Source organism: Paenibacillus sp. BK033 (assembly GCF_004345425.1).
In the GTDB taxonomy this organism is placed as follows: Bacteria; Bacillota; Bacilli; order Paenibacillales; family Paenibacillaceae; genus Pristimantibacillus.
In genome coordinates, this window is sequence record NZ_SLVP01000003.1 from 217,349 (window position 1) to 229,285 (window position 11,937).

At 46.7% G+C, this 11,937-nt stretch carries 9 protein-coding genes; all 9 read right to left on the minus strand.

Features of this window, described 5'->3' with window-relative positions; all coding sequences use genetic code 11:
• Positions 1 to 114: 114 nt before the first annotated feature.
• Complete coding sequence (locus tag EV294_RS13295) at positions 115 to 2,403, minus strand: glycoside hydrolase family 2 protein (RefSeq protein ID WP_132307473.1); 2,289 nt, start codon at positions 2,401 to 2,403, stop codon at positions 115 to 117.
• A gap of 89 nt (positions 2,404 to 2,492) precedes the next feature.
• Positions 2,493 to 3,380, minus strand: coding sequence for a carbohydrate ABC transporter permease (locus EV294_RS13300; RefSeq protein ID WP_132307475.1), 888 nt, complete (start codon positions 3,378 to 3,380; stop codon positions 2,493 to 2,495).
• Positions 3,381 to 3,396: 16 nt separating this feature from the next.
• Positions 3,397 to 4,317 (minus strand): ABC transporter permease, encoded by a 921-nt coding sequence (locus EV294_RS13305; RefSeq protein ID WP_132307477.1) that lies wholly within the window; start codon positions 4,315 to 4,317, stop codon positions 3,397 to 3,399.
• On the minus strand, positions 4,314 to 5,843 hold the full coding sequence (locus EV294_RS13310; RefSeq protein ID WP_132307479.1) for an ABC transporter substrate-binding protein: 1,530 nt from the start codon (positions 5,841 to 5,843) through the stop codon (positions 4,314 to 4,316). Before EV294_RS13310 ends, EV294_RS13305 begins: the two co-directional genes overlap by 4 nt.
• Positions 5,844 to 5,984: 141 nt before the next feature.
• Positions 5,985 to 7,607 (minus strand): response regulator transcription factor, encoded by a 1,623-nt coding sequence (locus EV294_RS13315; protein ID WP_132307481.1) that lies wholly within the window; start codon positions 7,605 to 7,607, stop codon positions 5,985 to 5,987.
• Between the two features lie 36 nt (positions 7,608 to 7,643).
• Entirely contained in the window at positions 7,644 to 9,371 is a 1,728-nt protein-coding gene (locus EV294_RS13320; RefSeq protein ID WP_132307483.1) for a sensor histidine kinase, read from the minus strand.
• Between the two features lie 266 nt (positions 9,372 to 9,637).
• Positions 9,638 to 10,510 carry a YusW family protein gene (locus EV294_RS13325; protein ID WP_132307485.1) on the minus strand — a complete coding sequence of 291 codons (873 nt, stop codon included), beginning with the start codon at positions 10,508 to 10,510 and terminating at the stop codon, positions 9,638 to 9,640.
• Positions 10,511 to 10,625: 115 nt separating this feature from the next.
• Positions 10,626 to 11,261, minus strand: a complete 636-nt coding sequence (gene trhA, locus EV294_RS13330; protein ID WP_132307487.1) for a PAQR family membrane homeostasis protein TrhA — start codon at positions 11,259 to 11,261, stop codon at positions 10,626 to 10,628.
• A gap of 269 nt (positions 11,262 to 11,530) precedes the next feature.
• Positions 11,531 to 11,686, minus strand: a complete 156-nt coding sequence (locus EV294_RS30280) for a hypothetical protein (RefSeq protein ID WP_165930679.1) — start codon at positions 11,684 to 11,686, stop codon at positions 11,531 to 11,533.
• Positions 11,687 to 11,937: the final 251 nt, after the last annotated feature.

Below are 11,937 nucleotides of genomic sequence, written 5' to 3' on the forward strand. Positions count from 1 at the left end.
GGCTACATAAAAGGAGCTATCCATATTCCTTTCCTAAGTTGTGGATGTGTAGAGTGATTTTATGTCCGTAATCGAAAATAGGAAAAAGCCGCGTTTTTTCGCGGCTTTTATCCATTACGTCACCTTTTTGATTACATTCAATTCCCTATTAATGACTGCCAATAATTCCGGTGGAATATTTGTAATTTGCGCAAACTTCTCGATCGACATAACGTTTTTCGTTACTTCGAAGAAAGGATTGTTCGTCATGTCTCCGAAGTATTTGAGGAATACTCGTTTTGCTTCTTCGTTGCCATCATATTCATCGAACGTATCGAAGGTCGAATAGTAACCTTCCTTCAATTCAATGCTTTCCGCGTTAGACAGATCGAATTTCTCAAACCAATTAACGACATTCCCGGATTCTTCTTTTTTCACATGGATATAACTCGAGTCGATCTCCATCACGCGGCATAGCTGAATTTCATCGCGATAAACATGGCTAAGCTCATCCGTTGCCTCTACTTGCAATAGGTGTTCTCCGATAGCCAAAGAGACATCTTTCACAATTTTCACCGGTTCTTCGTTCGAAATCTCCGTCAGGAGAATCCCGTTCAGATAAACACGGACCCGCCTCAAGTTCGACAGGATCACGATGTCGTTGAGCTCTTGATGCCGATTCACGAAGCGCCGGCCGGCCAAATGAACGAAAGGCTCCTTCGACCAGTAAGCCTTATAAAGATAGAAGGCATCCTTCTTCAAGGCGCGATCGATCGTCACAAGCCCCTTCTGATTTTTGCCGGTCTCTCCTCCTTCCCGCCGATTTGCGCTTCCGAAGTCGAACATGTTCCAGACGTACCCGCCCTGAACGAACAGTCTCGAGCTCATTGCTTCAATCGCATTGCGATGGAATAGAAGCTGGTATTCTTCCGTGTAATCTTGAACTTGAGGCGTATAGGAATGATACTTAGGATTGGTATCCACGCCATACTCGGACAAGATTAGCGGAACATCCGGCTGAGCTTGATGAAACGCATCGAAACGGTCGGCCAAATCCTTAATCTCTCCGTAATACCAGCCGTAATACAAATTGTATCCTACAAGATCCGTATACCGATTGATGACACTTTCATTCTCGACGCTGTAGATATTCGCCTGCGCGGTCAAACGATTCGGATCCAAAGCTCTCGCATATCGAACCAATTTCTGAATCGACCGGTGAGTATGCTCGTTTTCAACCGCGATCGTAATTTCGTTTTGAACCCCCCAGCAATAGATGGAGCAATGGTTGTAAGCTTGCTTGATGAGCTTTTCCAATTGCTCCTCCGCATTCCGACTCTCGGGGTCCTGGGCGGAAGGGATACTGATGAAGGGAATCTCGGCCCATACCAACAATCCGTAACGATCGCACAAGCTGTAAAAATAATCGTCATGCTGGTAATGGGCGAGCCGAAGGCTATTGGCTCCAATTTCGCGGATCAAGGACATGTCCAATTCCATATGCTCTTTGGTTATGGCGTTGCCCCTGCCGCCGAAATCCTGGTGGCGGCACACGCCGTTCAACTTGACCGGTTTGCCGTTTAAGAGAAATCCGCGATCCGTTGTGACCTCAATCGTTCGAAAGCCGACTGAAATGTTCCGGGAATCCCTAATCCGTCCCCCTACGATGACTTCAATGGTTGCCGAGTATAAATAGGGCCGTACTACCCCTTCCCACAGGATCGGATCTATAAGCTCGCTTCGCATTGCAAACTTCGTTTGATCCTCAAACGCCAGCTGCATAACGTCTTCCAATACGGTTATTCCATCTTGATCCTGAAGCCGAACCCTGATCTCTCCTTTTTCAGGCATTGCGGACCGATTGGCAACTTGGCCTTCAACCAGCAATTCGAAGGTTCGTCCTTCCAATTTCTTTGGAGTCAAATAAATACCGTCGCGTCCGTTGTCCGTCATCTCAAAATGAATATCGTCCATGTAGAAAAGCTTAACTTCCCGATACAGGCCTCCATAGAAAGTAAAGTCGGCCATGAGAGGAAACACCTCGTTATGTTGACGGTTGTCCACCTGAATCGCGATGAGGTTCTCCCCTTCCTTCAGATACGGGGTCAGCAGTACGCGAAACATGGCATAACCGCAGCGGCTTTCCCCGGCTAATCGGCCATTGACATACACGTGCCCGATATTTCCAGCCGCTCCGATCTCCAGGTATATATGCTTGGTTAAGTCCTCCGGGGAGACAATCAATCCTTTCTGATACCAGCAGGAACCGCGAAAATAGGAATCTGCGCCCCCTTGACCGTCCGTTTGATTCCAGGTATGAGGGAGCGAAACCATGTGTCCCTCCGTAATAGGCTTGAGCTGATAAGCAGAATCGTCTGTTGTGGTAAAAATCCAGTTATCGTTTAATGATATCGCATGAGACATCTTATTCGCCGCTCCCCGTTTCTAGTTTCTCCATTAATTTGCTCCAAGTTCCGATCGAGATGTTCCTCCCTATTCGAGCTGCCACCCTATTACTTCACGGCGCCGATCGTGATGCCCTTGATGAAATATTTCTGGAAGAACGGATAGATGATCAGAATCGGGAGGACTCCGATTACCGCAATGGCCATTCGTACCGACGATCCAGGCAGTTCCGACATTGCATCGCCTGCTGTAGAGGAAAGATTGCTGTTGTTCGCAAGGAACTGAATATCCGAGATCATTCGGTTTAGTATGTTCTGGATGCTGAACAACTTCGGATCGGTCACGTACGTCATCCCGTTAAACCAATCGTTCCAGTAAAGAATCGCTTCGAACAAACCGATCGTAGCCATGATAGGCATCGACAGAGGAAGAACAATTTTATAAAATGCCTTGATCTCCCCCGCTCCGTCGATTTGAGCTGCCTCGATCAAGGCAGGGGGAACCGAGGTCGCGAAGAACGTCCGGACCAGCAGCACATAAAATCCGTTCATGAGCAAACCCGGAACAACCAGTGCCCAGATCGTATTCTTGATCTCAAACACCTGCGTGTAAATTAAATAGGACGGCACGAGTCCTCCATTAAACAGAAGCGTAAAAAACACGAGGAATGCCCAGAAATTTCGCAGCGGAATATCCTGACGCGACATCGGATACGCCAGCATGGATGTCATTGCCAGGCTGGCAACAGTGCCGACCACCGTAATCAGCACCGTTATCCCGTAAGCGTGTCCGAGCTCGCCCCAATGAGACCATAAATAATCGTAAGCCTTGCTGCTGAACTGTTGAGGGAAGAATGAATAACCATGTTGAATGATGCTGCTTTCGCTTGAAAGCGATGCCATCACCAAGAGCACAAATGGAACGATGCAAACAATCGAGAAACCCATCAAGACTGAATGCGCGACCCATCTGACCCATCTGCTGTCGTTCGGCATCAAGAGTCACCTCCGTTTAGAATAAAGCATTGTCTTTGCTGAATTTACGTACCGCAAAGTTGGAAATAATGACCAGGACAAACCCAACGATCGATTGATACACTCCTGCAGCGGATGACATCCCGATGTCGCCCAAGTTCATGAGAGCGCGATAGACGTAAGTATCGATGACATTGGTCGTCTCCGATAAAATGCCCGAATCCATTGGAACTTGGTAGAACAGCCCGAAATCAGAGTAAAATATGCGACCGATGGATAGCAGCGTCATCATAGTAATCACGGGTATAATGAGGGGAACCGTTATCGTGCGGATTTGATTCCATTTCGAAGCGCCGTCGAGTGTCGCCGCTTCGTAATATTCCGGATCGATGCTGATGATGGACGCCAAATAAACGACGCTCAAGTAACCGATGCCTTTCCACACATTGACGATGGTCAGAATATAAGGCCAATATTGCTTGCTCGAGTACCAGGATATATCGCTTGCGCCAAATAGCGGGAGAATCGATTTATTGACAAATCCCGTATCGCTGCTTAGCATGGCGAACACCAGATAACTCACGATTACCATCGAAATCAAGTGCGGTAAAATGATGATGCTCTGATAGAACCGTTGGAAAAACTTTTTCCGTATTTCGTTTAACAGTATCGCGAGGCCAAGGGCTCCGATCGTGTTTACGATGATGAAAAATCCATTATAAAGAATGGTATTACGCGTAATGATGTAGGCATCCTCCGTCTTGAACAGATATTCAAAGTTCTTGAACCCGATCCAATCGCTGCCGAGAATCCCCTTCGAAAAACTGATATCTTTGAAGGCAATGATAATTCCGAACATGGGAAGATAATTATTGACGATCAAATAAGCGAGCCCGGGAAGCATCAATAAAAACAAAGGAGCGAACTTTTTCCACCTTCTGACCGAGAAGCTTGTCATGTTCTATTTCCTTCCGTGCCTTTCTTGGCAGCCCAGGAATCCAGTTGCTTCTGCTTCTCGGCGATGATCTTGCCGATACCCGCATCTTTCAGCTTCGATAAGAACTCGGGAAGAACCTTGGCCGGATCGAGCGCCCCGCACTCCAGCGCGATGCGGTATTGGCTAAGAACGTTGCTGACGGCGGCATATTCCGTCTTGACCGATGAAGAGTCGAACGTAAAGCCTAGTGCCTTGGACTTGATTGCTCCGGCGTTAAATGCCTTCATCTTTTCCCAGAGCTGCTCATCGTCTCCGTTGAATACGTAAGATAGGAACTGGTTTCCGAACAACCATCCTGTTCCGGCATAACCGACGTTGCTTGCGTTTACGCCTTGCGGGTAATCAATGACGTTATCGGATACTTTGACATAATGCTTGCCCTCGATTCCCCAGTCGAGCAGATTGACAACCTCCTTGTCCGTATACATGAGGTTCAAGAACTGCATCGCTTTTTCCGGGTTCTGGGAATTCCTTGCGATTCCCCACATGATATTAGTGACCGTACTGGTTTTCGCGACAGGCGGAAGCATCTCGACGGATATGATCGGGGTTCCGCTCTGGCGGGATTCCTGTACGTTGAATCCGGGCTTCATGACAGCAAGGCTTCCGGCTCCTTTGCCGGCTTTAATGATCTCGGATTTGGATTCCTTCACCGTAACCGCATCCTTGGCGATAAAACCGGCAAGATACCATTCTCTCATTTTCTTCAACTCTGCCGCGTATTCTTCCGATTCGAACCAATTCACCACTTTCAAATCTTGTCCGTTATTGAGCAGAACGCCCATATCGTCGCCAAGCGAATCCCGCGTGCTGAACGAAGAGAGCGGTGAAGCGTTCGTGGCGTTGACCATCGGAATCATATTCGGCTCGTTTTCCTTAACGGTCTTGAGAATCGGCTCTACATCGTCTAAGGTTTTCACTTTGCTCAAATCAAGATTATACTTGTCGGCAAGATTTTTGTTCAAATAGAAACCATAGCTTTGCGCCAAGTCGCGGACCGTTGGAACAGCATACGTTTTTCCGTTAATCTGAGCCGCATTCGCGTAATCCGGACCAAGCGCCTCCACGATTCCTTTCCCCTGGTTGGAGAGTAAGTCATCCAGTTGGACCAACTGGCCTTTTGCGACTTGATTCGCGTACGTGGTGCCTAACATTGGCATTAGGTCAAGCTTCTCGTTGCTGGTTAACATTAAGTTAATCTGGTTTTGCCATGCGCTCATGCTGATCGGCAACAGCTTTACGGTGGCGTTAATTTTCGTTTTCGTGATCTTGTTTAGCTCTTGCTCAATGAGCAATTGGTCCTTCGGTACGCTGCCAAGCGAGAAATAGGCCACCGTCAGTTCATAGGGCTTGCCTCCGCCTCCGCCGGATTCCTCGGTCCCTCCGTTCCCGGACGAGCTGCTGTTATTCCCGTTGTTTGATCCACATGCGGCAAGCAGAAGCATCATGGTAACCAAAGCATGAAGCATAATCATCTTTCGTTTCATTTTGTCCCCTCGTTTCGTTGGAATAAGCCAGGTCCGAATCGTTTGGTCCGTTGCGCTTCCCGGCTCTGCATCTATAATAGGACTTCTTGAATAAGGTCAACTACCCGGATATCGACCTCTACCTGTCACGTCGTCGACCACTCAACGGTCTTTTTCTCTGCTTGTACCAGCCTGTTCCTCGTGTCGGAATTCAAGCGGACTTCGGTTCGCGTGCTTTTTGAAAATGCGGGCAAAATGCGAAAAATTCGAAAAGCCAACCTGACTCGCAATCGCGTGAACGGGAAGAGCCGTCTTACTCAACAGCTGTCTGGCGACGGCCATACGTTTCCGGACGATATATTCCGTGACGGATACCCCCATCTCCTTTTTAAACATCCGGTCTAAGTAATCGGGATTTAAAAAAACATGCTTGGCAATATCATCACGTACCAAAGGTTTGTCCAGGTTTTGAACAATGTACGCTGTCGCTTGGTCAACGATTGATCCGGAGCGTTCGACGGACCGAAGGCATTCCGCCGCTTTGGCTACGATATGGCGGCACCATTCGAGCATCTCTTTTACCGAACGGCAAGCTTTCTGCGACATTTCAACGGATTTATCGTCACTGAATAATTGACGAGCCTGGATCCCCTTGGCATGCAGCATGGAATACACCATCTGCAGAAAATCATGATGGAATTGATGCAATCGTTTCGCATCCAAACTTGTGGCATGAGCTGATCTTTCCAAAAAAACGGTCACTTCTTCCAACAATTTCTCGGGAGCGTTCTCCGAAAGTAAAACGGACCACAACGGAAGCTCAGGCTCATTTGAAGGGAACTGTTCCGCTAATTGCCCGTTCAACAGATGAACCCGGTTATCGAATGCCACGTTGTTACGGTCGAATGACAATAATTGATCGGTCACGGACGGCAATTCGTATGCATGAACCGGATGACCCACATAACAGCTCAAATCGCAATAGAAATATTGATTGCAACTGTTTATGAAAGTCTCGCAACTTTTCCTGAGCCGTTCCAGCTCGTAGTCACTCCATGTCTCAAACGTTAAAATCGCGAGTAAATTACCTTGATTAATAGGAAGCAATTGCCCGTATTCGCCCAACTTCATCAGTAGTTCCTCAGCGGAATTTCGAAGTGCGTACTCGAGTATAATCTCATCCCTCTTGTTCAAGACCTTATGCCATCGCTTTACGACAATCAGTAACGGAACGAATAACATCCCCTTCGGGTACGGGATGTTGCGTTCCTCCGCGGCCAGGTGAATGGCTTCAGGACGGGACGGAATGGTTCGATTCAAAATATCCAGCCAGAATCTTTCGATAAGCAGCGGTTGATGCTGAACCCAGAATTGACCGTACTGGCTGTACTCCGATTTTTTGTTGTCCTTTTCTTTCTTGGCTACGGCTTTGGCAATAACATTCTCGAGTTCCGGAATTGGGATCGGTTTCAAAAGATAATCGAAGCTGCCTAGCTGGATAGCCTGCTTGGCGTATTGAAAGTCTGCGTGGCACGTCAAGAAAATCGATTCCGTATCCGGATAATTCTCCCGAACCCAGGCAAGAAGCTCAAGACCGCTCCCCAACGGCATTTCTATGTCGCACAGCATGATATCGATTGGAGAATCGGCCTCGAATCGTTCTTTGGCCTGTCGGATATCGTAAGCGGTAAGCACCTTGGAGATGCCGAGCTTGTCCCACCGGGCAGCTGCCTTGATCCCTTCCACCGAGTGAATTTCATCGTCAACAATCAAAAGTCTGGCCATATAAGCAATCGTTCTCCTTTCTAATCACAAGCTTGTCTACAAGGGTATCAGCATCTCAATGAGCGCTCCGGAAGGCACAGCGTTTGAGGCGAGCAAATAAGCCTTTTCCGGATACAGCAATCCAAGCCTTCGCTGAACGTTCCAAATTCCGATATGTTCTCCTTGTTCATCAATGATCCTATTTCCCGCTCTTATTTCCTCCAGAACTTCCTTCGAGAAGCCTTTCCCCGTGTCCTGGACACTGATCAGAAGCCTCGGCTCCGATTCGGACTCCTCTAATTTAATGCGAACGGAGATCCTGACTTTTACGTCGGAGTCTATGGCATGCTTAATGGAATTTTCAACAAATGTCTGAATGACAAGCGGCGGAATCCGTGCGGCCAGCAAATATTCGGGAGCTGCTATCTCGAATGATAGTCTATCGGGAAATCTTAGTTCTTGAATCCGAATGTAATTGCGCACATGCTCGAGCTCGTCCTTCACCGTGACGAACGTCAGATTGCTTCGAAACATGTAGCGGAAGTATCGCACCAAATTTAGTGCCATCTCTTGAATTAATTCGTAATTTCGCACCAACGCTAGATTGTATATAATGTTTAAAGCATTCATATAAAAATGCGGATTAATCTGCAGCTGCAAGTGTTGCAGCTCCGCCTTCTGCTTGCTTAGCTGCTCTTCGTATACGTTGATTCGCAGTTCCTGCACTTGCTGCATCATTCGATTAAACGTCTCGTTCACAAGCAGGAACTCATCGGATGTCGGAAATGGGTCGATACGTGTGTTTAAATTGCCCTCGCCGATTCGCTTCATGGCCACTATAATCCGATTGAGGGGCCTGAGAACCATCTTTCGCAGCAGTAACAAATAGACCGGAACCAAGATGACGGCTGCAATCGGAATCATCGAAGCAATGCGCTTCAAATACGGCAAATTCTCTAGCATTTGCTTATTCGGAATCAGCGCTACCAAACGAAAGTCGCCTTTGGTCGACCGTTGGCCAAGGACCAAATAAGAGATCTTATCTCCTGAAAAGTAATAACCTTCCATATTCCTGGATAGATTGATGTTGTGCTCCTTCACCTCTCCGGCATGTATCATCGGTTCCCCCTCCTCCGTGGAGAACAGCGAAATCCCGTCCTTGCCGAGATTCAATAAGCTCAAGGGTACCGAAAGCCTCTCTATGTTTAACCAAGCACCTACATAGCTGTCGCTTGTTTGCAAAACACGGAACAAGTAGTACTCGCCATTAATTTTTTCGCTGTACCACGTCCTGTTTAACGATGCTTTTTCGCTCCGAAGGTTGTCGGTAAGCTTTTGAATATAGCTGCGAATCCCTTCTCTTTCTTGCATGCTTTCGGATCCTTGAAATTCTTCCAAAAGCTCTTGGTTCGGAACCGAATAGACAAACATGGAATCGATTGACTGGAAGTTGGCTATGTCTGTTTTCATCCTGTTGTCCAAGCGGACTTTAGCCAGGATACGAGCCTGCTCGGAGGCTTGGTATTCCATATCTTGTAGATCCGGGTCATTCACGATAAGATTCGTCATATATTTATCGACATTGTCCAGGTTACTATCGATTTGCTCCATGTACATCGTAATCAAGTTGCGGTTGGATTCAGCGACCTGCTTGTGAACGACGCGGATTGCATAGTTGTTGTTGTATATGAGAAATGCTACAGTCGGCAATGTAATCACTAACAGACCGAAAACGAGCTTGAAGCGAATGGAGTTCCATGTAAATCCAAAAAGCCGTCCCGTCATTTGCGATCATCCTTTCTATGTAAAAGACCTATTATGCCCAGCGTAACTCCTATTTTATTAGATCGGTTAACATTAGACGAATACAATCTCGACTATTTCCTATCACGGGATCGACTAATTAATAACTTCCCTAATGTAATAATCACAAGCGCACGCTTCTGTAGATTAGCGTTAAATAATAAGTAATTTATTAACTGCTATTAAAATCAAAATAATACGGACAAAAAAAGAGCCGGATATGATCCGACCCTTTTTTTGAATTTGTATTAGTCCTCGTCATGCTCTTCATGTTCTTGGTGTTTACCATGATTGCCGTCATGGTCGCGGTTCTCGCCTTGATCATCATCATGACTACCCTTTTGCCCGTTATTTTGGCCGTGCTCCCGATCGCTGCGCACTAATTGCGTTTGCTGCTTCTTCTTTTCCTGCTGCTCCTTATGAGCCTTCTGCCAAGCTTGCTGCAGCGCTTTTTTCTGAGCAATCAATGCCTTCTTCTGCTCTTGCTTGGTATGCTGATCATCCGTTGCAGCCTGTGCCTTCTTATCTTGAACGGTTGATTGTACGGGTTGAACCTTCGCAGCGTCATCACCGTGATCAGCGTCGTCGTCCTTCTCTTCCTTGAACTTCAATTCATCCGGACGGTTTTTCATTTTAATATCGATTTCCAGTTCTACTTTTGCCGGATCGACAGCAAAGTGCTTATACAACGCATCCATGACTTGCTGCTTGTCCATGTTTGCCTGCAGATTTAGTGCCGTAAGCAGCTGCTGAATGAACGAAGTCGCTTCACTGCCTGTCAAATATTGTTTCTGGCCCTCGCCAATTTTAATTTCCACCTTGGACTCGGTTTGCGCTTGTTCCTCTTCGAGCTCGATCTTGACTTTCACGTTATTGCCTTCTATTTTCAGCTCCAGTTCCTTCAACTGTTCAAGCTGAATTGGAGCTGTACTGGTGCCCGGTTGGGCTGCCGCAAGCTTAACCGCAGCATCCGTCTTTGACGGGACTACGGATGAATCGCTTATTGTCGGTTTATCCTCTTGCGCTGCGGAAGCATCATAATCCGCGTAGGCTACTACACCGTAAGAAAGCATGATCGTGCTTATTGCACCGATTAGTATATAGGAAATTTTCTTTTTCAAAATGCGCCTCCTAAAATGACATGCATGTTTTTGTTCTTGGCAGCCAATATAGGATTTCGTTAGGCTCGGCTGTTTTTAAGTCCGTATTAAAAAAAGCCGCGATTCGCGGCCTTTCTCAAACATACAAAAAAATGGAAAAGAAGTGACAGACGGATCCGGCGATAACGAAAAGATGCCATACCGCATGATGATAAAGGAAGCCTCTCCATACATAAAAGATGCTGCCAACCGTATAACACACGCCGCCGATGACCAGAAATACAAGTCCTCCATAGGCTAAATGGTCAGCTATGGCCCCCCATGCAAAAACAATCATCCATCCCATAACGACGTAACCAAGCGTTGATAAGAATAGAAACCTCTTTACAAAGAAGCATTTAAACACCACGCCCCCGATCGCTAATCCCCACACAATGCCAAATAAGCTCCAACCGAACGGACTTCGTATCGTAACAAGCAGATAAGGCGTGTATGTGCCGGCAATAAACAAATAAATCGACCCATGATCGAAAATTTCGAACAGATCCTTTACTTTTCCTTCCGGAAAACTATGCAAAAGGGTGGATGACATATATAAAATAAACATAAAAAATCCAAACAGGACAAACGATACGATATGCCAGGCTTCACCAATGTAACTCGCCCTAACGATGAGCAATACCAATGCGGCAATACTTAACCCGGCGCCAATGCCATGGGTGATAGCGTTAGCCGCTTCTTCCTTCCTAGAATAGACATGCGTATTTGCCATAGACTCCTCCTGATTTGCAACTAACGCAAAAAGGTTTTACTTCTATCGTAACATAAGTGCGCGTACCGGTAACAGCAGACGGTTTAGTGCTGTTCTCATGCCGTAATCAGTGATCACGGCAAACTTAACGATTCTGGTCTCCTCCGTTGCTGCGAACACGGCAAACTTCTTGATTTTCTCTACCTCACTCCTTAATCCAACCGCATTCCAACGCAAACCAATTATGGTATAGTTCTGTAAACATATTGGACAAGGTGGTTACACGATTGTTAATCCGTAACGATTCTTATTTCTGCATGCATTGCAAAATCGTTCATGTTCGCCGGAAAGGGGATCTCATTATGACGACCGGTTGGGTGTGCATTGACAACGTCAAACATGCTGCCGGTTTCTGCAGCACCTGTAAGAATAAGCTTCCTAGCCAAGACCTTAAGTCTCCTTTCGCAGGGTCTACTTAACCAACGAAAAGCTCCGTCCCGAAGGACGGAGCTTTTTATGAATTAACCTTTTTCCGGTCCAATTAGAGATTCCGTTGGATGGATTAGGCAATATCCGATCGGAGAGGCCTGGCCGTTCCCTTACCTTAAAACGCTATTACGTTTCGTTATTCGTTCACCCTCGTTGGCTACGGTTAAGTAAACCGATGTTTCGTTAGACGCTAACCGAACATCAATGA

Coding starts and splice junctions, on each gene's coding strand:
- EV294_RS13295 (WP_132307473.1), bottom strand. CDS start 2,403: ATGTCTCATGCGATATCATTAAACGATAACTGGATTTTTACCACAACA.
- EV294_RS13300 (WP_132307475.1), bottom strand. CDS start 3,380: ATGCCGAACGACAGCAGATGGGTCAGATGGGTCGCGCATTCAGTCTTG.
- EV294_RS13305 (WP_132307477.1), bottom strand. CDS start 4,317: ATGACAAGCTTCTCGGTCAGAAGGTGGAAAAAGTTCGCTCCTTTGTTT.
- EV294_RS13310 (WP_132307479.1), bottom strand. CDS start 5,843: ATGAAACGAAAGATGATTATGCTTCATGCTTTGGTTACCATGATGCTT.
- EV294_RS13315 (WP_132307481.1), bottom strand. CDS start 7,607: ATGGCCAGACTTTTGATTGTTGACGATGAAATTCACTCGGTGGAAGGG.
- EV294_RS13320 (WP_132307483.1), bottom strand. CDS start 9,371: ATGACGGGACGGCTTTTTGGATTTACATGGAACTCCATTCGCTTCAAG.
- trhA (WP_132307487.1), bottom strand. CDS start 11,261: ATGGCAAATACGCATGTCTATTCTAGGAAGGAAGAAGCGGCTAACGCT.